The organism is Streptomyces sp. NPDC029151 (genome assembly GCF_055564315.1).
Genome location: NZ_JBVHWQ010000004.1, coordinates 650,479 through 670,617 on the forward strand (window position 1 = coordinate 650,479; position 20,139 = coordinate 670,617).

A 20,139-nucleotide genomic window follows, 5' to 3' on the forward strand; every position below is an offset into this window, starting at 1 on the left:
TTGATCGTCAGGGTCGAGACCGCCACAGCGACGGATGGGGGAACGATGCATTTAGTGGACAGTGCGCTCGTGCTCGGCCCGGGCGGACACGTTGGTGCCGCCTGGATGGCGGGGCTCGCCCACGGCCTGCGCGGCCTGGGCGTCGACCTGGGCGCGGCGGATCTGGTCGTCGGCACCTCGGCCGGCGCGATCGTGGGGGCCGCGCTGGCCGCCGGCCAGGACCTCGCGCACCTCGCCGACCCCGCCGGCGGCGACGGTCCCCGGCCGCCGCAGGCCGACCGGCAGCGCATGGGTGAGGTCTTCGCGGTCCTCGGTGCCGGCCTGCCACCGGAGGAGGCCCGTCGGCGGGTCGGGGGGATCGCCCTCGACGCGGCCGATCCGGAGGCAGAGCGGGCCCTGGTCGCGGTGCGACGCCGGCTCGTCGGCACGGACGCCTGGCCGGCCGAGCGTCGCCTGCTCATCCCCGCCGTGGAGGCGGAAAGCGGCGAGCCGGTGGTCTGGGATCGCGACAGTGGCGTTCCACTGGCGGCTGCCGTCGCGGCCTCCAGCGCGTTCCCGGGCGCGGCGCCTCCCGTCTCGATCGGCGGACGTCACTACATCGACGGCGCGCTACGGGCAGGCACCAACGTCGACCTCGCGGCTGGTGCACGTACGTTGGTCGTCGTGGAGCCGATGGCGCGTCAGGAAGCGATCGCCGTGCCGGGCGCGGAGGCGGTGGTGTCGCTGTTCCCGGACGAGGCGTCGGCGGCGGCGCTCGGCACGGACCCGTCGGACCCGTCGGCGTGGGTGCCTGCGTTCCAGGCGGGGCAGCTGCAGGCCGCTGCCGCGCGGAAGCAGTTGGCGGACTCCTGGGCGCCGGCGAGAGGCGAAAGCTCGGCATGAGCGCCTCCCGGGCACGTGTCCCGAGGACACGTGCCCGGGCACATCGGCCTTATCGCCTTGTACGTCCCCGAGTTGGGATGTCCCGGGTGAGGGGCGGGGTTCTCGGAGCCCCCCCTCGTCGTGTGCCGGGAGGGCCCGTCAGCCGGCGCCGGCCCGGCCCCGGGCACTGGGGCCCCGGGTACTGGGCCCGCGTTCTACTGCCCGGAGGAGTCCTCCGGCGTGGGGAGCGGAGCGTCGTGCAGGGCGATGCGGGCGGTGATGTGTTTGCCGCCCGGTGCCGAGCGGGCCTCGAAACTCTGGACGACGGCCATCACGATCTCCAGGCCGTGCTGTCCCACCCGACCGGCGTCGGAGGCCCTCGCGACCGGCAGCACCGGGTCGGAGTCCCAGACCGCGATCTCCACCATGCCGTCGGCGATGCGCAGATCCATCCGTGCCGGGCCCGGCGCGTACTTGCACGCGTTGGTGACCAGTTCGCTGACGACCAGCTGGGTGAGATCGACGGCGCGTCGCGAGACGGGGAGCCGGTGCTCGGCCCGGGCCCGCGTGAGGAATTCCGTGGCCAGATGCCGTGCCCGCGCGATGCCCGCGCCGTCCCCGTCCAAGGCGACCGTCATCGCGAGGAGGGGATGCTCGTGCGGTGCCGACGTGCCCTCAGCCACGGTCTGGTTCCATCACGGTCACCGGCCGCCTTCCGCCATCATCACGCATACCCGAGCAGACGCGGGAAAGTCCCCGTGGTCCTGCCGCCTTCCCCACACGGAGCATCGTCCGTGCCGTCCCGGGGAATGCTCCGATCCCGGATCATGGTGTGCCAGTATCGCCGACATGACTGAGGGAGCAATGGCGGATACCGAGGAAGCCGGGCGACCCGGCCCGCTGTCGGTCCGCACCGCGGTCACCGGTGACGGCATTCGTGTCCTCACGGTGGTCGGGGAGATCGACCACCAGAGCGGCGGAACGCTGCGCGAAGCGCTGGAGGTCCGCGGCACCGACCGCCCACGGGTCGTCGCCGACCTGGGGCAGGTCGCCTTCATGGACTCCAGCGGCATCAACATCTTCCTGCTCGCGCACCGCGTCCTCAGCGAGGCCGGCGGCTGGCTGCGGCTGGCCGCACCCACCGATTCCGTCCTGCGCACCCTGCAGATCGTCGGTGTCGACGCGATCATCGACTGCCGCTCCACTCTCCCCGACGCGCTCACCGGCTGACGCGGCCTGCGCACCGGCGTCATCCGGGTGCGAGGAAGCGTGCCGCGAGCAGGGCGCGGCCGTCGGGCAAGGCGGTGCCGGGGTGGTGGTGCGGGCAGCGGTCGCGCAGTTCGTCCGGCGACGGGCCGGTGGTGGTGCGGGCGCACGCGGCCGGCCGTCGCAGCCCCCAGGGGAGATGACTGCGCGGCGGCGCTCGATCAGTCCGTCGGTGTGGCGGAGCGGGGTGTCTTCTTCGGCGGGTGAGGGCGGGCCGGCGGTACGCGGTGCCGGGACGGGGCGGCCCAGGGGTGGCCGGATGGCCCGATCGAGGCAGGCGCCGCTGCCGTCGGCGTGGACGAGCAGCGGTGGCGGGTGCCGCTGCCGTCGGCGTGGACAAGCAGCGGTGGCAGGTGCCGGCGGCGGCGTGGCGCACGGACGCCGTGGGCGGGCGGCCGGCCCGGATGCGTGCCGTCCGCCTCGAGCGGCAGGGTGAAGGCGTCCGGCTCCGGTCCCCGGGAGCGTACGGCGCGGGGCAGCGGGTGCCGCCATGCCGAGGTCCGTCCAGTCCACCGCCGCCCCGAGGTGGTGTCCTCCCGGTCGCGGAGGTGGCATCAGGCGTGCGGTGTGCGGGTGGAGTTCTGCGGCGGCCGGCGCGGCCTCCCGGACGGCCCGCGCGACCCCGGAGAGGGTGACCGCGGTCGCGGGGGCGGCCGTCAGGGCGTACAGGTGCTGCGACCGGGTGGGTACGGCCCGTTCCGCGGCCGGCAACCGGGTCCCGCTCCCCCTCCGGTGCGGCACTCGCCGTGGCGGGGAAGGGCCCCGGTGCGGCCTCACGGGCGGAGGGGCGGTGCCCGCCGCGGGTCAGCTGGTGGTGAGCATGCCTTCGCGCAGCCGGGCCAGGCAGCGGGAGAGCAGGCGGGAGACGTGCATCTGGGAGACGCCGAGGCGCTCACCGATCTGGGCCTGGGTCAGTTCCTCGACGAACCGCATGTGGATGATCTGCCGGTCACGCTCGTCGAGAGCCGCGATCATCGGGGCGAGCGCGTGGAAGTCCTCCACCAGTTCCAGCGCCTGGTCGTCGGCGCCGATGAAGTCCGCCAGGGCGGCCTCGCCGTCCTCGCTCGTGCTCAGCGCGGCGTCGAGCGAGGCGGAGTTGTAGCCGTTGGAGGCGAGCCGGGCCTCCACGACCTCCTCCTCGGACAGGCTCATCAGTTCCGACAGCTCCTTGACCGTCGGATCGCGGTCCAGGCGGCTGCGGAGTTCCTCGGTGGCGCGGGCCAGTTGGACGCGGGCCTCCTGCAGGCGGCGCGGCACGTGCACGGCCCAGGTGGTGTCGCGGAAGAACCGCTTGATCTCACCCACGATGTAGGGGATCGCGAACGAGGTGAACTCCACCTCGCGTACGAGGTCGAACCGGTCGATCGCCTTGATCAGGCCGATCATGCCGACCTGGACGATGTCCTCCATCTCCTCCGCCCCGCGGCTGCGGAACCGGCCGGCGGCGTAGCGGACCAGGGACATGTTCATCTCGATCAGCGTGTTCCGCGCGTAGCTGTACTCCGGGGTGCCTTCCTCCAGCACCGCAAGCTGGTCGAAGAACAGCCGGGACAGTTCACGGGCGTCCTTGGGGGCCACCTTGGAGGGGTCGGCGACCTCCGGCAGGCTCACCGTCTCCGTGTCCGTGCCGGACGCGATCACTGTCGTCGCCATGATGCATTCCCTCCCTGTCACGCCCCCGAACGGTGCCGGCCCGCCACGAGCCGACGACAGCCCGCCTACCCCCACATGTTCCGCTCATGCCCATGCGATGGCCGCGTCGTCGGCCGGGCGGTCCGGCGGCTCCGGAGGTACGGCGGTCCGAGCCTTCGACGACGCGGCACGCCACAGGGCCCGGCCGTGACGGCCGGGCCCTGTCGGGGGGTTGTGCTCGCGGGTCAGGTCACCATCGATACCAGCGGCCGCGGCCGCCGCCGGCGCTGGTGGAGCGCATGACGAAGCCGAGGAGCCACACCACCAGGACGGCGAGGGCGACCCACCAGAGGATCTTGACGGCGAAGCCGGCACCGAAAAGGATCACGGCCAGCAGTAGAACGAGAAGCAGGGGAACCATAGTTATCGACCTCCTGACCGGCGTGTGCCCTGCGATTTCCCGCCCATTCCTCGGTGGGCGCCTTGTTTGTGCCGTGAAAGCCGGGGCACCAGCGAGTCACCGCGACAGCGGAACAGCAACTAGGAGGAGGCGTGTTCCATGACTGCCGGCGAGAAGGCCAAGGCGAAGACCGAGCAGGCGCAGGGCAAGGTCGAGGAGACGCTGGGAAGCGCCGTCGGGAACGAGCGCATGGCTGCCGAGGGGCAGGCCAAGAAGAGCACCGGTGACGCCCGCGAGGCCAAGGAAAAGGCCAAGGACGCGTTCAAGCACTGACGACGCGTTTCCTCGCGACACCGAAGCGGGTCCTCGCCGTCCGAGGGCCCGCTTCGGCGTTTCCACGGTCAGCCGCCACGGACCGGCCGGAGCGGGTCGCCGGCCGCCCGCTCATCGGCCCCCGGCCCGGCCCGGCCGCTGCTCCTACGGTTGGACCAACTGACAGTCGAGGCGGCTGATCAGCTCGGTGCGACGGGCGCGCAGCTCGACCGGGGCACAGGTGACGGCGATCCGGTGGGCCTCGACCAGGGGGCCGAGCTCCGGTGGGGGCTCGACGACGCCGGAGAAGAGCGGCGCCGCCCACGTGGCCGCCGGCGCCTGCGCCTCCGCCCCGCCCGCCGAGACGGCCGGTGCGGGCGGAAGGTGGCCGGCCTGACCGTGGACCATGCGGGCCGTGAGGATGGCAGCCTCCCAGACCCGCATGCTCTCCAGACGTACCTGCGAGGCGAGTTCGTCGCGCAGCGCGCACAGGTCGCTCCAGGCCCGCTCGTGCTCACGGAGGGCGTCGCCGACGCGCCGTACCAGCCAGGCGTACGTCAGCCTGGCCCGCAGGAGCCCTCGGCGGGCCTCGGCCGCGCTGTCGGCGTAGGGGTTGTGGGCGACGACCTTCATCGCCATCGCGGTGATCGCGAGCACCAGCAGCAGCACGGCGACCCAGCCGGGCGCGTAGCGGGCGCCGTCGGACTCGTCCGTTCCCGGGTCACCGGCCCTCACCGCCGCCCACACGGCGACCGTGGACAACACCGCGACCAGGTAGAGGACGGGCAGGACGAGCGAACCGAGCAGGGCCGCTACCGGGCGGTCGTCGCGGAGAGCGTGCAGCCGCTCGCGTACCCGGTACAGCGGGGCCGCGATCGCGTGGCCGGACAGCATCAGGGCCAGGGCCAGGACGACGCCGGGCAGGAAGGAGACCATCTGCTCGACCGTCGAGACGTCCTCCTCGTCGAGGGTGAGGTACTGGAAGACCCGCATGAAGTACCAGGCGTCGAACAGGGCCATGGCGATGACGACCGGCCAGCGCAGGACCCGGATCCACATCTCACGGCGGCGCCGGTCGTGTGCCCCGTCCTCGGCGTGGCGGGATTCGACCGTCTCCTGGGCCACCCGGGTCCTGCGGAGGGAGGCGGCCGCCTCGAAACGGGCCAGCGACTGGATCGTCTCCTCGGTCCGCGCGTAGGTGTCGATCGTACGAGCCCGGGCGGCGGCGAGTTGCCCGCGGTTGCGGCCGACCAGCTCGGCGACCTCGCGGGCCGCGCGCAACAGCATGCGCATCTCACCGTTGTCCAGGTGCTCCGGGTCCCGTTCGGGACCGTGCTCCGCGCTTTTCACCAGGTGCCGGATATCGCATCCGCAGCCGTGGTGGCAGGGTATGCCTCGATGGTTCTGGGACATGAACGACGTCCTTTTCTGCGATGTGCTGTTCCAGGGGGTGCGGTCGGCGCCGAGGTGATCAGCCGCGCACCGTCACGGCGATCTCCACGCGCCGGTTGCACGCCATGGCCGCGTAGTCCGGTACGCCGTCGTGGTACTCGGGGGTGCAGCTGGGCCGGTCGTCGGAGTAGCCACGGGCGGACGTCACCGTGATCCCGCGCTGGACGAGGGCGGCCCGGACGGTCTCGGCGCGGGCCAGCGAGAGCCGCCTGCCGCTCTCCTCGCTGCCACGCGAGTCGGTGTGGCCGGAGACGGCGACCGAGACGGGGTGGAGGTCGGTGATGCGGCGGGCGGCGTCGTCCAGCACCTTCTGCGCCGACCCGGAGAGTTCCGCCCGGTCCGTCGCGAACAGCACGGAGCCGGGCAGGACGATCGTGGTCTGCCGCCCGGACCGCCGCTCGGCGACGGCGGGGAAAGTCACCTCCGGTTCCGGCTTCGGGGGCCGGGAGGTCCTCCCCGCCGGGTGGACCCGGGCGGCGGCCGTCACCTCGCAGGAGGAAGCACGCGTCGCGTGGCACAGGCTGCTCCACAGGGCCGTCAGCCAGGCGATCTGCGGAGAGGACGGTGCCGTGCTCCGGGCGGGGTGACCGATGCCGACGAGATGCACGGCGGTGCCCGAAAGGTCGGGCAGTTCGCCTGCCGTACGACAGCGCTCCACCATCGCCTTGATCTCCGCCGTGCCGTCGAACCCGGCGGTGCGCAGGTCGGCACAGCCGGTGTTGGTCAGCCCGTCGGTCGCCACGACGACGCTGCGGCGGCCGCGCCGGGAGCCGAGTTGGTCGCCGGCCGCGGCGAGCGCACCGAGGACGTCGGTCCGTCCGGTGCCCGGCGCCTCGGCGGCCAGCTCCCGCAGCCGCCGTTCCAGGCAGTCACGCCGTTTGCCGCGTCGGTCCTTCTTCCGGGGGGCGGTGCCCTTCACAGGGGTGGCGAAGGCACCGTCCACCCCCCAGCCGACGGTGGCCCGCGTGCCGTCGAAGGAGGCGAGGGAGAGAGTCCCGCCCTCCCAGGCCCGGGGCGCCAGTTCGCGGGCGGTCAGCGCCGTGCCCGCCCAGTCCGGTACCCGGCTTCCGGGCGGGGTGGTCCGGTCCGGCCGGGCGGACGGGCTGCGGTCCACGAGCACGATGGTCTGCGACCGGGTCTCGTGGGTGTCGTCGGGGCCGCGGTCCAGCCAGGCACAGGGCCGCGCTCGGGGCGTGTCGAACGCACCGCAGCCGCTGCCGGCCACGACGGCGGCCAGCGCGCACGCCATGGCGAGGGCCCGGGCGGGGCGTAGGAGGGTCAAGAGGCTCACGAGGACTCCTAAGGAGGGAAATGCACATTTGTGACTGTTGTTCGGCGTCATCAGGGGAGTTACTGGAAGCCCTCGACCGTCTCGACCCGTCGGTGCCAGGAGGTCCTTCGTGCCCAGTTCCGCTCAGTCCGCCGGAAACGCCACCGCAGGAGAGGAGCAAGGCACCGATCTCAGGTCGGGGCTGGCCGTGTACACGTCGCTCCACGCCTCGGCCCAGTTCGCCGACACCAAGGTCGGCATCCTCGGTGCCGTCCAAGCGGGGCTGATGGCCGCGGCCCTGCCGCAGGGCGGCGTGGTGCGCGAGGCGTGGGAGCGGGGCGGGCCCGGCGCCTGGGTCCTGCCCGTCCTGCTGGCGCTGCACGTGGCGGCGTTCCTGCCCGCCGTGTACTGCGTGGTCCAGGCCCTCCGCCCCCGACTGGGGCCGCCGCCCACCCCCAACAGGTTCAGCCTGCCGTTGCTGGCCACCGCCGACGGCAGTCCTCCGCCGGCGGACGAGGGCAGCGAACGCAAGGAGATCTGGCAGCTCATCCCGGTGCTCGCCCAGGTGGTGATGGCCAAGCACCGGTACATCGCCAGGGGGGTCGTCTGGACGGGGCTGATGGCGGTGACGGCCGGGCTCGCCTTCCTCGCCGGTTCGCTGCTGGCCTGATCCCCGCGCGCCACGACCTCAGTCCCGGGCCGGCCGGGCCCGGGGCAGGGGCTCCTCCGTCCCGCGCCCGGAGTCCAGCTCGCCCGGCAGCGGCAGTCCGAACAGCCGCATGGCATGGCCGAGTTGCCGCTCGTTGGTGACGACGAACTCGAAGAGGTCCTGTGCCTGATACGCCTTGGACTGCTTTTCCAGGAGCTTGACGAACCCGTCGACCTGGTTCTGTCGCTGCCGGAACATGTCGCCTACCTCGGTGGCCGCCTTGTCCGGCTGCTCGGCCAACAGCACCGCCCACGGCGTCAGCCAGGCGAGCGCGTCACCGTTCTGCCGCACCCCCGCCAGTCCGCCCGCGAGGAACGCCCGCCACTTCTCGGTGACCTCGCTCAGCAGCTGCACCTGGAGCGCGGACTTCGCGTACCGGTGCTCGATCGCCTGGAGTTCCAGGGCGGCCTTGCGCTGCTGTTCCAGCACCTCCGGTGCGGGCTGGAGACGGGCGACCGTACGGCAGTTCACCAGCCCGTTCTCGAAGCACTCTCCCTCCCGCAGGACGTCGTTGACGGCGTGCTCGGCCTCCTCGGCCCGGAACGGCTCGTAACGGCGGGCGACGTCGCGGACCCGTTCCTCGAGCCGGACGGGCATGGCCGCCTGGTAGCCCTCGACGGCACGGTCGAGCGTCGCCCGGTCCAGGCGCCCCTCGGCGCACCAGTCACAGCGGATCTCGACCCGGAAGCCGAACCCGTCGCCCCTGGCCGGGGTTTCGAACATGACGGTCGAGGTGCGGTGCACCGACACGATCTCCGGCACGTCCACCGTCACGGCCTCGAAGGGCACCTCGGGCCCCGGCCGGCCGCCGAACAGACCTCGCAGCCAGGCGAACCGGCCTCGACGCGGTGTCCTGCTCACATCGACCACCTCTCCTCCAGAAGGGACTTGATACGTACGGCCGCTTCACCGTCGGGGAGCTGGTGGGTCCACAGCCGCAGGTGGAACAACAGCTGCTCCCGCAGCCGGTCGCCCTCGGCGCCCGGCTCGGGCAGCTCGGCGAAGAACCCGGCCGTCAGCTCGTCGAGGCCCGGCTCGTCCCCGGCCCGCTCCACCCACAGCCGCATGCAGTTCCAGCCGCACTGGCGGTGCACGCGGCTGGTGCTGAGCAGAGTCCGCCGGCTCAGCAGCAACAGGTGGGCGCGCGGCCCGGGTTCCTTCAAGAAGGCGGTGACCGCTCGCTCGCCGCGGAACCTGCCGAGCCCCTGGAAGCACTTCGCCGCGTCGTCGCGCAGCCAGTGCCGGGGCGACGCCGACCAGGTGGCCAGCCGTTCCAGGACCTGGGCTCGTGATCCGGCCGCGTAGATCTCCCGTACCGCGGTCCACACGCTCTTCGTCCCCGCGCCGGCGATCCGCTCCAGGCCGGTCAGCGCCTCCGCGGGGAACCTGGCACCGATCCGGGTGCCGTACGCGGCCTGGGCGCACGCCTGGAAATCGCGGCGCTGGGACCAGCGCGACAGCAGGCGCTGGACCCGGGGGGCGAGCAGCGGATCGGTCACCGCCCGTTCCAGTGCCCAGGCCGCCGCGAACCGCCGCCGGTCGGCGTGCTCCCCCCGTTCGGAGGCCCAGCGCACGAGGAGTTCCTCCAGTACGTAGGCCCAGTCGAAGGTCGCGAGCAGGCCGACCGTCTGGGCCGCGGACACCCGGATGTCCTCCTCGCCCCGGACGACGAGGCCGTCCAGCCACTCCAGCAGAGGGCCACGGGCCCCGCTGTGGTCGTGCCACAGCACCTCCAGGACGGCCTCGCCGAGACCGCGCTGGCTGAGCCGCACCAGGCACTCCGGGTGCCGGGCCCCCACCGATTGCCCGGCCCGGTCGGTGAACTCCACGTCGGAGTGGTCGAGCCAGTCCCGCACGCTCTCCTCGAACAGCGGCATCGACGGGGCCGAGGAGGGGGAGCGCACCCCGTGCAGCAGCTCCGCGAGCCGGTGGGACTCCCGGCTGACCCGGCTCAGCGTCGTCCCGTCGAGCACGACACAGGCCAGCAGGAACGCGTGCGACCAGAGGGACAGCTCCTGCCGGCCGGCCCCGTCGCCCGCGCTCTTCCGCGACGGCCCGAGGAGCTTCACCGCCTTGGCCCGCAGCTCGGCTCCCAGCCCCTGCACGATCTGGTCGACGTCGTCGCCGTCGCGGACCCGGCGCGCCAGCTGAGCGGCCAGACCGGCCACCTCGGCCATGGACCTGCGCCCGCGCAGGTCTTCGCGCAGGCCCTCGTGCTCCAGCAGTTTGCGGCAGTCCAGCGGCCGGTCGGCGAGCAGCACCGTCAGATGCCGCTCCAGCACCTGGAACGGCATGCCGTCCGCCACCTCGTGCGTGACGACGTGCTCGGCCAGACCTCCGACGGGCACGTGGTCGTCGACGACGATCACCAGGGGGGAACGGCCGTACGTCGCTGCCCGCAGGCGTATGAGCAGTTGCGGGCGCAGTTCGTTCGCCCATTCCGTGCCGTCGCCCTCGATCACGTGCCCCCGGCTCGGCCGGAGTCCTCCCTCCTCCGTCACCAGCCGGCGCACGCCCGCCTCCGCGTCCAGGACGACGACGCCGGTGTCCATCGCCTGCCGCGCGGCGAGCAGTGCGGCGGTGTAACGCCCCGTGCCGGGGGTTCCGCGCAGCACCGCGACCCCGTGCTGGACCAGGTGGTCGACCAGGGCGGTGTGCGTGGCGGGTGCCACGTACAGCTCGCGCAGCCGGTCCAGGTCGTCCTCCGGGACCCGGCCGTCGACCGGGTCGACGGCCGGGGTGCCGTAGTAGGTCTTGTAGATGGTCCCGGCCGCGTCACCGCTGCCGAAGCCGACGACTCTCGCCGTGACGCCCCCGTCGACCGCGGTCTGCGGCAGACCTCTTTCCCGCAGCTGCCGGATGTGATCGGCCTGTTCGTCGGTCGGCTCCGGGCCGGCGGGTGCCGGCCCGGCCTCCTCCTCGTCGGCGGATGATGCGGCCGGGAGCGGGTCCATGAGCTCGTTCACGAGCTCGGTCTCTTCGTCCATGCCTGGCGCACCGTCACCCGTAGTACTTCTTGTGCATGGTCCTGGCCGCGTCACCGCTGCCGAAGTGGAAGACGCCGTCCGTGTTCCCCTGCACCACGGTGCCGGGTGCGGGGGCCGCGGTGTCGTCCGGCTCCGGGTCGGTCACGAGCGGCAGGAGTTCCTCCCGGCCGTGCTCCGGTACGTGGATCCAGCCGTAGCCGCTGAACTCCTTCTGGCGTACGTGCACCTGGACGTACCGTTGGGGGTCCAGGCCCTGGCCCTCGCCGCGGAGCCGTACGACGTCCTGGTAGACGTGGTCGGAGACGATCAGCGCGAGGTCCGTCGACCTCAGGACCTCCAGCACCCGCTTGAGCTGTGCCGCGTTCAGGTAGCGGGCCACGGAGACCGGGGCGGGCCCGCTGTAGCCGAGAGCGGCCGTGCGCGCCACGCCGTAGTCGATCGCGAGCCGGAGCCGCATCCGCTCCCCCTCGGCGCGGTTGGCGTTGCGCTCGCCGAGCCGGACGGCGAGGTTGCGCACGAAGCCGCCGAGCACCAGCGGCTCGTGGGTGCCGGCCGGCAGGACGGCGAACTCCTGGTCGCCCTGCGGCTGACGCTGCCAGGCCGTGCGGTCCAGGCCGCTGAGCACCGCCGCCTCCTCCAGCACCCGCACCAGGTCGGCCTGGAAGGCCTCCTGGTCCGGGGTGTCGAGGCGGCTGTACTTCTCCACGTCGGCGGCCATGCACAGATGGCGCGTGACGATCTCCTGTGAATGGGGTTGCGCTGTCATGGACTCGGGTCACCCTTCTGCCGGTCGAGCTGGCTCGGGCGTCAACTGTGCGCCCGGAGACGGGGAACACCGAGTGGGTCGTAGAAATACGGTTTTCGGCGGGCGGTGGGGGTGGCGCCCGTGGTGCGGGAGGGCCGTCTACGGGACGGCCGCACCCAGTCGGGCGGTCTCGCGCAGCCGGTTCATGTCGAGGACGGTGGTACGGCGGTAGCCGGTGGTGATGAGTTCGTCCCTGCGCAGTTCCGCGAGCGCCTTGTGGATGGTGACCTCCGCCGAGCCGGTGAGCGCGGCCAGTTCCGGCTGGGTGAGGTTGACCTTGATGACCAGCCCGCGCGGCACCGGGTGTCCGTAGGAGGCCGCCAGCTCGGCGAGCACGCGGGCGAGCCGCACCTTGACCGGGTAGCCCCCGAACTCCACCCGCCGCTGGTTCGACCAGCGCAGCCGCTGCACGACGATCCGGTTGACGGCGCGCGCCGCCTCCGGGTGGGACGCGAGGAAGGACCGCAGGTCGGACTCGCGGACGATACTGGCGACGATCTCGCCGCAGGCGGTGACCGTGGCCGACCTCGGCGCGCCGTCGTCCATGGCGGCCATCTCGCCGACTATGTCCCCTCCGACCCGTATGGCGAGCAACGCCTCGTGGCCGTTGTCCAGGCGAGCGGTGACCTTGACGAATCCCGAGCGCAGAAGCACCACGTGGTTGGAGAGGTCACCCTCGTGGATGAGAACGTCCCCGGCCAGGTAACGACAGCGGGTCCCGATCCCGAGCAGCTCGGTACGGACGGGTTCCGGCAGGCCACCGAGGAAGCTGCGCGCGGGCCACCCCTCCAGGTCCAGGGGTTCGGACTGCGTCATCAAGGGCGCTCCTCTCCTTCTCCGCACCAACGGTGATCCGTTTCCGATCCGTGCGGATCAGCTGTTTCCAGACAAGCAGTTGTCAGGACAGCAGGGCAGAGTGCGCGGAGGGTTCACTTGATGCGCCGAGCGCGCGCCAGGGGCGCGCGCCGGTCGACTGAGCGCCGGGCTACGACCCTCTGCGAGCCGGAGCCCGCACGGTCGTCTCCGTCGCGCCCACCGGGGCCGGCGCAAGCCGGTCGCGCCTCACTCCCCGGCGTGGACGACCGTGATGTGCCGGTCGCCGCCCGGGTTCTCCAGCTCGTCCAGGGCGGCCACGGCCAGGTCCTCCGTGCTGATCCAGGACCGGCCGTCGGCCGCGGTGAGCAGGGTGTCGGTGCCACGCCGGTAACGGGCGGTACGGGTGCCGGGTTCGAGGAGGGCCGGAGGGCTGAGGTAGACCCAGTCGGTGTGGGCGTGGGCCCGGCAGGCCCGCAGCTGGGCCACTCCGGCGGCGGCGACCGGCCGCCACTGCGGCGGGACGTGGGCCGGGTCGTCGGCGACCAGGAGGCCGGCCGCGCCGGGGCTGCGCAGGGCGCCGGCCCCGCCTATCACCAGGACGCGCACCCCCAGCCGCGCGGCCGCGTCCAGGACGGCGCGGGTGGTGCCGAGCAGGAAGTCCTCGTCCACCGGGTCGGTGCGTACGGTCATCACGACGGTGTCCGCGCCGGAGTCCGCGAGCGCCGCGCGTACGGCGTCGGGGTCGCGGGCGTCGACCGGGACGGGTGTCACCGCCGGGTGCTCGCTCGTCGGCTTCCGGGACAGGGCCAGCACCCGGTGGCCGCGTGCGACGGCTTCGGTGGCGACCCGGCTGCCGACCGTTCCGGTGGCGCCGAGGACCGCGATCGTCATGGCTGCGTTCATGGGGTCCGTTCTCCGTTTCTCGTCCGCGGCGGAAGGGATCTCCCCGTCCGCGGTGGATGGTCGAGCCTTCTCGGGTCACCGGCCGTCCGCGGTGGGCCGCCTGGACCTCTCGTCCACGGTGGGTCGAGTTGCGCGGCCAGCAGCGCCGCCAGGGCCAGGGCGAAGCCGCAGCTCTGCGCCAGGGTCAGGGACTCGCCCCGGGCCGTGCCGATGACGGTGGCGACCAGCGGGGAGAGCAGCACCAGGGGCGCGGAGGCGCCGACCGGGAGGGTGGCCAGGCCGCGGAACCAGAGGGTGTACGCGATCAGGCCGCCCATGCTGCCGAGCCACAGGTAACCGCCGACGGCGCCCGCGTCGATCCGCTCGGGCAGCCCCTCGAACATCAGGGTCGGCGGGAGCAGGAGCAGTCCCCCGACGGTGAGCTGCCAGCCGGCCAGGGTCAGCGGTCCGACCCCCGCAGGCCGGCCCCAGCGCCTGGTGAGGACGACCCCGCCGGCCATGGTCGCCGTATGGCCGAGACCGGCGAGCACCCCCAGCGCGTCCAGCCGGGCGTGCGGACCCAGGACGACGAGTCCGACGCCGGCCACGCCGAGGACGCCCCAGGCCCAGCGCCAGGCGGTCGGCCGGTCGTGGAGCACCGCGATGGCCAGGGCGGCGACCAGCAGCGGCTGGGCGGCGCCGAGGGTGGCGGCGACACCGCCGGGGAGCCGCTGGGCGGCCACGAACAGCAGGGGCATCCCGCCGATGTTGAGCAGGCCGAGGACGACGGCCTTCCACCACCAGTCCCCGCGCGGCAGGACGCGGGTGAGGGCGAGGCCGAGCAGTCCGGCGGGCAGGGAGCGCATGAGGCCGGCGAACAACGGGTGCCCGGGCGGGAGGAGTTCGCTGGTGACGACGTAGGTCGTGCCCCAGGCGGCGGGGGCGAGGGCGGTCAGCAGGACGGTGGCCGGCCGGTGGGTGGGCGGTGGCGGGGACATGTCGGAAAGTCTCGGCGGACGGCCCGTCATGCGTCCAGGACATGGTTGTCATCGCAGCCATGAACGACAACGATGGACGGCGTGGACCTCCAGCAGATGCGGTACGTCGTCGCCGTCGCCGAGACCCGTAACTTCACCCGGGCCGCCGAGCGCTGTTACGTGGTGCAGTCCTCGCTCAGTCACCGGATCGGCGCGCTGGAGCGGGAGTTGGGGGTACGGCTGTTCGCGCGGACCAGCCGACGGGTCGAGATCACCAGTGCCGGGGAGGCGTTCGTGGCCCGGGCGCGGGAGGCGCTGGCCGCGGCGGACCGGGCGATGGCCGACGCGTCCGCCGCTGCCGGGGTGGTCCGGGGGCGGCTGGCCGTCGGCGTGATCGTGACCACGGCCGCCGTGGACGTGGCGGAGGTGCTGCAGCGGTACCGGGCCCGGCACCCGCAGGTCCGGGTGATGCTCCGGTCCGGGCGCAGTGACGAGCTGGCGGCGGCGATCCGGGCGGGGGACCTGGACATCGCCTTCCTGGGACTGCCGGAGGACCAGCGGCCCTCCGGGGTGGAGAGCCTGGTCCTCGCGCACGACGCGCACGTCCTGGTCGTGGCCGCCGGGCACCGGCTGGCGGGGGCGGGACGGGTGACACTGCGGGACATCGCCGACGAGACGTTCGTGGACTTCGTGGCCGGGACGCCCGCCCGGGCCCAGTCGGATCAGGCGTTCGCGGCGGCGGGCCTGGTCCGTGACGTGGCGTACGAGGCCGGGGTGGTGGAGCTGATCACCCGGCTGGTGGCGCGCGGGCTCGGTGTCGCGCTGCTGCCCTCGGCGTTCATCCGGCCGCTGGCCGCCGGTGATCCCGCGCTGGCGCTGGTCCCGGTGGCCGACGGGCCGCGCCGCGTGGAGTGTCTGGCGTGGAGCCGCTTCAACCCCGGCCCGGCCACCCGGGCCATGCTCGACGTCCTGGGGGCCGGCGCGCAGGCGTGAACGCGACGGCCGGCGGTCCCGGCCGACCGGAGCGCGGCCCGCCCCCGGATCGTGGAGCGCGCCCCGACCGCCGACACCGCCGGCCTGCTCACCGGGCCGGACGCCGAGCGCCTCACCGCCTGCGGCTCACCGCCCCGCGACCGCTGTCTGCTCCGCCACGGCCGCCGCCACCGGTGCTCCACCCACTACGGCGCCCGCAGCACCGCCCGGCACCGCCCGGCACCGCCCGGCACCGCCCGGCACCGCCACGACGAGGTCAGCAGTACGGCGCCTGGTTCGTGAGCGAGGCCGCCACCCGCATCCACACCCCGAACTGCCGGAACAGCGCGGGCAGCGGTCCGCTCGCCCGGACCGTCCGCGCGTCCTCGGCGGTCACGCCGGGGACGCCCAGCAGGGTGACGGCGACCGAGGCGGACTGCCAGCGCACGGTGAGGGTCGCCTCGGCGGCGGACGGCTCGGGGCGGGCCGGGGCCGGGGTCAGCGCCCGGGTGACCGCCTCCTCGACGGCCTCGCGCGCCTCCGCGGCCGGCCGCAGCTCGGCCGCGAACCGGTCACGGGCGTACTTCACCGGGACGGTCACGACCGACGCGTCCCACTCCGTCATCTCCGCGCACGCCGCGTCGTCACCCGTGAGGACCACCACCGGCACCCCAAGGGCCGCCGCCGTGGCATGGGCGAGGCCGATCTCGCCGACCGGGCGGCCGTCCAGCCACATGTCCTCGATCTCGTGCCCCATGAAGCTGTGGCTGAGCACGCCCGGCGCCCCGGCCCGGGAGTGGTAGCCGACGCACAGCGCGGCGTCGTACTCCCCGGTCAGGCCCTCCAGCATGCTGAGCTGCTTGGGCCTGCCCCGGACCAGGCGGGCCGCCGGGTGCAGGGCCTCGGGGAGCAGGTTGCGCATCGGCCCGTGGGCGTCGTTGACGAGGACGCTTCTCGCCCCGGCGGCCAAGGCGCCCCGCACGGCGGCGTTCACGTCCTCGGCCATCATGGTGCGGCCCCGCTCGTAGTCCCGGCCGCCCGGCTGGACGTCGTCGGCGTCGACGAGTCCGGTGATGCCTTCCATGTCCGCGCTGATGTAGATCCGCACGGCGTCGACCCTATCCGACCCTACGTATTGTAGGTTCCCAATCGCCAGCGCCCACCGGGCTGTTCACACGTCTGTTCAACGGGGGACCCATGCAGGACACCACGGAAGCGGAGCCCGGTACGGAGGTCTGCGCCCGCGATCTGGCGCCGACGCTGGCCGTGCTGGTCGTCAGCCTGGTCATCGCCGCCGTCGGCGTGTACGAGCTGTGCGGCTTCGGGCTGCACAGCCTGGACCGGCGCCCGCACCTGTTCAGCGACGGCCTCGCGACCGGCGGGGTGATCGTCGCCGCCGTGGCCGCCGGGGCGGCGGTGGGCAATCTGGCCTGGCACCTGACGGCGGCCCGGCGCGGACAGGCCGACTGAGCGCGGCCGGACCGCTCACCGCCTCCCCGGCCCGGGAGCGGGCGGCGTCACGGGGTGGCAGGGGTCCTCGCCGCCCGGCCGGCCGGGGCCGGCTCGTCGCCGTCCCGCCGGACGTACGGCGACCAGTACCCGCTCTTGCCGCCCCCGCGGTACGACGAGACTTCCCAGCCCTCGTCCGGCAGCCGCCGGTGCAGCCCGCGCACGCCTGGCTCGCGGGCACGTGGTCCAGCGCCCGGTCGTGGGCCGTCCGGTAGGCGCCGTCGACGGTCTCCTCCAGTCCGAGCGGACCACCGTCGTGGCAAGCCGGCGTCCAGGGTGTCCTGCGTGCCGACGCCGGTGCGCTCGGCCCCGGCGGCACGCCGAGCTGGACGAACAGGGCCGCCGCCGCGACGAACACGAGCCCGCCGCATCCGGAACAGCCGAGGCCGAGGGCACGGACACCGCAACGGGCCGGTCCGGCGGCGGTCGCCGCCGGGGTCCCGGGCGTGGCCGCGGTCCCGGTCGGCGTACACGGCATGGTCCCGGGCATGGCCGCGGTCCCGGTCGGCGTACACGGCGGGGTCCCGGGCATGGCCGCGGTCCCCGTCGGGGTGCACGGCGGGGTCCCGGGCATGGCCGCGGTCCCGGTCGAGGTGCACGGCGGGGTCCCCGGCGTGGCCGCGGTCCCCGTCGGGGTGCACGGCGGGGTCCCCGGCGTGGCCGCGGTCCCCGTCGGGGTGCACGGCATGGCCCCGGGCATGGCCGCGGTCCGGGGTGCACGGCGGGGTCCCCGGCGTGGCCGCGGTCCCCGTCGGGGTGCACGGCATGGCCCCGGGCGTGGCCGCGGTCCGGGGTGCACGGCGGGGTCCCCGGCGTGGCCGCGATCCCGGTCGGGCTGCACGGCATGGTCCCCGGCGTGGCCACGGTCCCGGTCGAGGTGCACGGCATGGTCCCGGGCATGGCCGCGGACCCGGTCGACGTGCACGGCGTGGCCCCGGGCGTGGTCGCGGCCGGCGGGCTCTCCCGGGGCACCGGCAACGCTACGGCCGGGATGGGAGCGCGCGCGGGTGCGTGCCCACCGGTCGCCGGGCAGGCACGCCTACTCACCCCGGCCGGCGCCCGGCACGATCCCGCCCCCGACCGTGAACCCGATGACCGCGCCGCCCCCCTCGCGCCGGTAGGCGAACGGGGCCCCGCCGTGGGCCATGGCGACCTCGCGGACGATGGAGAGGCCGAGGCCCGAGCCGGGCAGGGAGCGGGCGTCGGCGGCGCGGTAGAAGCGGTCGAAGATGCGGACGAGGTCGCCCTCGGCGATCCCCGGCCCCCGGTCCCGCACCTCCACCCGCACCGTGCCGGGCCGGGCCGGGCCGGTGACGGCGACCTCGATCGGCGCCTTGCCGCCCCGGTCGAACTTGGCCGCGTTCTCGACCAGGTTGGAGATGGCCCGCTGGAGCATCCCGGGCCGTCCGTCGGTCGTGGTGTCACCGCTCGCGCTCAGCACGACGTCCCGGCCGGCTCGGCGTCTGGCCAGCCCGACGACGTCCTCGGCGAGGTCGGCGAGATCCACCCGCTGGGGCGGCTCGGCGTCGGACTGCCCGGCAGCGAGGTCGACCAGCTCGTTGACCAGGTCGGTCAGTTCCCTCGCCTCCTGGGAGAGGTCGGCGACCAGCTCCTCCCGGCTGCCGGGCGGGAGTTCGTCGATGCGCCGGAGCAGGGAGATGTTCGTCCGCAGGGAGGTGAGCGGGGTGCGCAGTTCGTGCCCGGCGTCCTGCACCAGCCTGCGCTGGTCCTCCTCCGACTGCGCGAGCCGCCCCAGCATCCGGTCGAAGGCGCGGCCGAGGCGCCCCACCTCGTCCAGACCGGCCACCGGCACCTGGATGCCCAGCTGCCGGGTGCGGGCGACGTCCTCGGCGGCCGAGGTGAGGACCACCAGGCGCCGGGTGATCCGCCGGGCCAGCCACCATCCGAACAGCCCCGCCGCCACCACGACCGCCGCCATCAGGATCAGCGTCCGCCGCTGGAGCGCCCGCAGCAGGTCCTCGGTGTCGCTGAACTCCTGCGCCACCTGCACGGCTCCGCGCCCGTCGCCGAGGGAGACGGTGGCGATGCGGAACAGGTCCGCGTCCACCCGTACGTCCTTGTGCTGGACCACCCGCCCGGCCGTCCGCGCGACGGCCATGTCCCGGTCCGGGGCGGTGACCGGCAGCACCGGGCTGCCGTGGTCCACGATCTGCCCCTGCGCGCCGAGCACCTGCACGTCGGTGCGGGCGGGGCGGACCACGTCGTGCCCGGGACGGGAGGAGGAGAAGTCGTCCGGGCTCATCGCGTGCTGCCGCACCTCGTCCCGCACGTCCTGCACGACCTGCGTGAACACCGACTGCTGGTCGACGCGGACGAGCCGGGCGGCGGAGTTGTACGACAGGATGCCGACGAGGATCGTCACGGCGGCGGTGACGGCCGCGAAGGAGACCGCGAACGTGGTGCGCAGGGAGACGAGCTTCGGCCGGGGCCCGGCCGGCAGCCGCCAGCGGCGCCCCACCTAGTCCTCCCGCAGCACGTAACCCACGCCCCGCACCGTGTGGATCAGCTGCGGGGCGCCGGGCTCGTCCAGCTTGCGGCGCAGGTAGCCGACGTAGACGGCGAGGTTCTTGGAGCCGGGCCCGAAGTCGTAGCCCCAGATCCGGTCGTAGATCGTGGAGTGGTCGAGGACGATGCCCGCGTTGCGCGCGAGCAGTTCCAGCAGCTCGAACTCGGTGCGGGTCAGTTCCAGCTCGCGCCGGCCCCGCCAGGCCCGGCGGGCCTGGAGGTCCATGCGGATGCCGGCGGCCTCCACCTGCCGGTCGGTCACCTGCGCCTCCCGCCCGGTGCTCTCCGCCACGGCACCGGCGGCGGGCACCGGGCTGGTGCGGCGCAGCAGGGCCCGCAGCCGGGCGAAGACCTCCTCGACGTCGAACGGCTTGACCACGTAGTCGTCGGCGCCGGCGTCCAGGCCCGCGATGCGGTCGGCGGTCTCCACGAGCGCGGTGAGCATCAGGATCGGGGTCCGGTCGCCCTCGGCGCGCAGCACCCGGCAGACCTGGAGGCCGTCGATGCCCGGCATCATCACGTCGAGCACGAGGACGTCCGGCGGGTTCGTGTGGGCCTGCGCCAGCGCTTCCACGCCGTCGGCGACCGCCGTCACCTGGTACCCCTCCAGCGTCAGGGCACGCTCCAGGGCATGACGGATGGCACGGTCGTCTTCGGCGAGCAGCACAGTCTGGGGCACGTAGTCAGTGTGCCAAGGCCGGGGGCGGTCGGACCGGGGGCGCCGGGCCTACGATCACGCTTTTTACCGGCCTCTCACCGTCAC

The 20,139-nt window shown here is 73.9% G+C and carries 21 protein-coding genes and 1 pseudogene; 7 read left to right on the forward strand and 15 right to left on the reverse strand.

The features are described 5' to 3' along the window. Positions 1 to 882: a patatin-like phospholipase family protein gene (locus ACZ4VF_RS19535; protein WP_467927275.1), complete on the forward strand. Its 882-nt coding sequence runs from the start codon at positions 1 to 3 to the stop codon at positions 880 to 882. A 194-nt stretch (positions 883 to 1,076) separates the two neighbouring features. Here ACZ4VF_RS19535 and ACZ4VF_RS19540 read toward each other — a convergent pair whose 3' ends face one another. After that, entirely contained in the window at positions 1,077 to 1,499 is a 423-nt protein-coding gene (locus ACZ4VF_RS19540; protein ID WP_467927387.1) for an ATP-binding protein, read from the reverse strand. A gap of 211 nt (positions 1,500 to 1,710) precedes the next feature. On the opposite strand from ACZ4VF_RS19540, the gene ACZ4VF_RS19545 reads away from it, so the two are divergent. Further along, a complete protein-coding gene (locus ACZ4VF_RS19545; RefSeq protein WP_467927276.1) occupies positions 1,711 to 2,091 on the forward strand; it encodes an STAS domain-containing protein in 381 nt (126 codons plus the stop codon). A gap of 840 nt (positions 2,092 to 2,931) precedes the next feature. Here ACZ4VF_RS19545 and ACZ4VF_RS19550 read toward each other — a convergent pair. Together ACZ4VF_RS19550 and ACZ4VF_RS19555 are read right to left on the reverse strand one after the other, a co-directional pair. Next, complete coding sequence (locus ACZ4VF_RS19550; protein WP_467927278.1) at positions 2,932 to 3,780, reverse strand: RNA polymerase sigma factor SigF; 849 nt, start codon at positions 3,778 to 3,780, stop codon at positions 2,932 to 2,934. A gap of 229 nt (positions 3,781 to 4,009) precedes the next feature. Beyond that, positions 4,010 to 4,180, reverse strand: a complete 171-nt coding sequence (locus tag ACZ4VF_RS19555; protein WP_055495969.1) for a hypothetical protein — start codon at positions 4,178 to 4,180, stop codon at positions 4,010 to 4,012. 138 nt (positions 4,181 to 4,318) lie between these two features. On the opposite strand from ACZ4VF_RS19555, the gene ACZ4VF_RS19560 reads away from it, so the two are divergent. Further along, positions 4,319 to 4,492: a CsbD family protein gene (locus ACZ4VF_RS19560; protein ID WP_467927279.1), complete on the forward strand. Its 174-nt coding sequence runs from the start codon at positions 4,319 to 4,321 to the stop codon at positions 4,490 to 4,492. A 144-nt stretch (positions 4,493 to 4,636) separates the two neighbouring features. Here the strand turns inward: ACZ4VF_RS19560 and ACZ4VF_RS19565 are convergent, their stop codons facing one another. Together ACZ4VF_RS19565 and ACZ4VF_RS19570 are read right to left on the reverse strand one after the other, a co-directional pair. Next, on the reverse strand, positions 4,637 to 5,821 hold the full coding sequence (locus ACZ4VF_RS19565) for a hypothetical protein (protein WP_467927281.1): 1,185 nt from the start codon (positions 5,819 to 5,821) through the stop codon (positions 4,637 to 4,639). A 121-nt stretch (positions 5,822 to 5,942) separates the two neighbouring features. Beyond that, on the reverse strand, positions 5,943 to 7,214 hold the full coding sequence (locus ACZ4VF_RS19570) for an OmpA family protein (RefSeq protein WP_467927282.1): 1,272 nt from the start codon (positions 7,212 to 7,214) through the stop codon (positions 5,943 to 5,945). Positions 7,215 to 7,323: 109 nt separating this feature from the next. Between ACZ4VF_RS19570 and ACZ4VF_RS19575 the strand changes: the two genes are divergently transcribed. Next, on the forward strand, positions 7,324 to 7,863 hold the full coding sequence (locus ACZ4VF_RS19575) for a Pycsar system effector family protein (protein ID WP_467927284.1): 540 nt from the start codon (positions 7,324 to 7,326) through the stop codon (positions 7,861 to 7,863). Positions 7,864 to 7,881: 18 nt separating this feature from the next. Here the strand turns inward: ACZ4VF_RS19575 and ACZ4VF_RS19580 are convergent, their stop codons facing one another. The 6 genes from ACZ4VF_RS19580 to ACZ4VF_RS19605 all read right to left on the reverse strand — a co-directional run bounded on the left by ACZ4VF_RS19580 (position 7,882) and on the right by ACZ4VF_RS19605 (position 14,390). Then, positions 7,882 to 8,763, reverse strand: a complete 882-nt coding sequence (locus tag ACZ4VF_RS19580) for a hypothetical protein (protein ID WP_467927285.1) — start codon at positions 8,761 to 8,763, stop codon at positions 7,882 to 7,884. Beyond that, positions 8,760 to 10,889 (reverse strand): hypothetical protein, encoded by a 2,130-nt coding sequence (locus ACZ4VF_RS19585; RefSeq protein ID WP_467927286.1) that lies wholly within the window; start codon positions 10,887 to 10,889, stop codon positions 8,760 to 8,762. The genes ACZ4VF_RS19580 and ACZ4VF_RS19585 overlap by 4 nt, the downstream gene beginning before the upstream one ends. A 13-nt stretch (positions 10,890 to 10,902) precedes the next feature. Beyond that, entirely contained in the window at positions 10,903 to 11,655 is a 753-nt protein-coding gene (locus ACZ4VF_RS19590) for a hypothetical protein (protein ID WP_467927288.1), read from the reverse strand. Between the two features lie 138 nt (positions 11,656 to 11,793). Next, positions 11,794 to 12,510 carry a Crp/Fnr family transcriptional regulator gene (locus ACZ4VF_RS19595; protein ID WP_467927289.1) on the reverse strand — a complete coding sequence of 239 codons (717 nt, stop codon included), beginning with the start codon at positions 12,508 to 12,510 and terminating at the stop codon, positions 11,794 to 11,796. A gap of 246 nt (positions 12,511 to 12,756) precedes the next feature. Next, positions 12,757 to 13,413, reverse strand: a complete 657-nt coding sequence (locus tag ACZ4VF_RS19600; RefSeq protein WP_467927291.1) for an NAD(P)-dependent oxidoreductase — start codon at positions 13,411 to 13,413, stop codon at positions 12,757 to 12,759. Further along, positions 13,410 to 14,390: an EamA family transporter gene (locus ACZ4VF_RS19605; protein ID WP_467927292.1), complete on the reverse strand. Its 981-nt coding sequence runs from the start codon at positions 14,388 to 14,390 to the stop codon at positions 13,410 to 13,412. Before ACZ4VF_RS19605 ends, ACZ4VF_RS19600 begins: the two co-directional genes overlap by 4 nt. 81 nt (positions 14,391 to 14,471) lie before the next feature. Between ACZ4VF_RS19605 and ACZ4VF_RS19610 the strand changes: the two genes are divergently transcribed. After that, positions 14,472 to 15,362 (forward strand): LysR family transcriptional regulator, encoded by an 891-nt coding sequence (locus ACZ4VF_RS19610; RefSeq protein ID WP_467927293.1) that lies wholly within the window; start codon positions 14,472 to 14,474, stop codon positions 15,360 to 15,362. Positions 15,363 to 15,431: 69 nt separating this feature from the next. Further along, positions 15,432 to 15,644: pseudogene (locus ACZ4VF_RS19615) on the forward strand (hypothetical protein); the annotation flags it as partial. On the opposite strand, the gene ACZ4VF_RS19620 reads toward ACZ4VF_RS19615, so the two are convergent. Beyond that, positions 15,619 to 16,449, reverse strand: coding sequence for a M55 family metallopeptidase (locus ACZ4VF_RS19620; RefSeq protein ID WP_467927295.1), 831 nt, complete (start codon positions 16,447 to 16,449; stop codon positions 15,619 to 15,621). The pseudogene ACZ4VF_RS19615 and the gene ACZ4VF_RS19620 sit on opposite strands and share 26 nt — an antisense overlap. An 89-nt stretch (positions 16,450 to 16,538) precedes the next feature. Between ACZ4VF_RS19620 and ACZ4VF_RS19625 the strand changes: the two genes are divergently transcribed. Then, a complete protein-coding gene (locus tag ACZ4VF_RS19625) occupies positions 16,539 to 16,811 on the forward strand; it encodes a hypothetical protein (protein ID WP_467927296.1) in 273 nt (90 codons plus the stop codon). 47 nt (positions 16,812 to 16,858) lie between these two features. On the opposite strand, the gene ACZ4VF_RS19630 is transcribed toward ACZ4VF_RS19625, so the two are convergent. The 3 genes from ACZ4VF_RS19630 to ACZ4VF_RS19640 all read right to left on the reverse strand — a co-directional run bounded on the left by ACZ4VF_RS19630 (position 16,859) and on the right by ACZ4VF_RS19640 (position 20,055). Then, complete coding sequence (locus tag ACZ4VF_RS19630; protein ID WP_467927297.1) at positions 16,859 to 17,014, reverse strand: hypothetical protein; 156 nt, start codon at positions 17,012 to 17,014, stop codon at positions 16,859 to 16,861. Positions 17,015 to 17,889: 875 nt separating this feature from the next. Further along, positions 17,890 to 19,329 carry a sensor histidine kinase gene (locus tag ACZ4VF_RS19635; RefSeq protein ID WP_467927299.1) on the reverse strand — a complete coding sequence of 480 codons (1,440 nt, stop codon included), beginning with the start codon at positions 19,327 to 19,329 and terminating at the stop codon, positions 17,890 to 17,892. After that, complete coding sequence (locus ACZ4VF_RS19640) at positions 19,330 to 20,055, reverse strand: response regulator transcription factor (RefSeq protein ID WP_467927300.1); 726 nt, start codon at positions 20,053 to 20,055, stop codon at positions 19,330 to 19,332. Between the last annotated feature and the right edge of the window lie 84 nt (positions 20,056 to 20,139).

What these genes read in the sequence shown, in the direction of transcription:
- ACZ4VF_RS19540 (WP_467927387.1), bottom strand. Translation starts at nt 1,499, where the DNA reads ATGACGGTCGCCTTGGACGGGGACGGCGCGGGCATCGCGCGGGCACGG.
- ACZ4VF_RS19545 (WP_467927276.1), top strand. Translation starts at nt 1,711, where the DNA reads ATGACTGAGGGAGCAATGGCGGATACCGAGGAAGCCGGGCGACCCGGC.
- ACZ4VF_RS19550 (WP_467927278.1), bottom strand. Translation starts at nt 3,780, where the DNA reads ATGGCGACGACAGTGATCGCGTCCGGCACGGACACGGAGACGGTGAGC.
- ACZ4VF_RS19555 (WP_055495969.1), bottom strand. Translation starts at nt 4,180, where the DNA reads ATGGTTCCCCTGCTTCTCGTTCTACTGCTGGCCGTGATCCTTTTCGGT.
- ACZ4VF_RS19560 (WP_467927279.1), top strand. Translation starts at nt 4,319, where the DNA reads ATGACTGCCGGCGAGAAGGCCAAGGCGAAGACCGAGCAGGCGCAGGGC.
- ACZ4VF_RS19585 (WP_467927286.1), bottom strand. Translation starts at nt 10,889, where the DNA reads ATGGACGAAGAGACCGAGCTCGTGAACGAGCTCATGGACCCGCTCCCG.
- ACZ4VF_RS19590 (WP_467927288.1), bottom strand. Translation starts at nt 11,655, where the DNA reads ATGACAGCGCAACCCCATTCACAGGAGATCGTCACGCGCCATCTGTGC.
- ACZ4VF_RS19595 (WP_467927289.1), bottom strand. Translation starts at nt 12,510, where the DNA reads ATGACGCAGTCCGAACCCCTGGACCTGGAGGGGTGGCCCGCGCGCAGC.
- ACZ4VF_RS19600 (WP_467927291.1), bottom strand. Translation starts at nt 13,413, where the DNA reads ATGAACGCAGCCATGACGATCGCGGTCCTCGGCGCCACCGGAACGGTC.
- ACZ4VF_RS19605 (WP_467927292.1), bottom strand. Translation starts at nt 14,390, where the DNA reads ATGTCCCCGCCACCGCCCACCCACCGGCCGGCCACCGTCCTGCTGACC.
- ACZ4VF_RS19625 (WP_467927296.1), top strand. Translation starts at nt 16,539, where the DNA reads ATGCAGGACACCACGGAAGCGGAGCCCGGTACGGAGGTCTGCGCCCGC.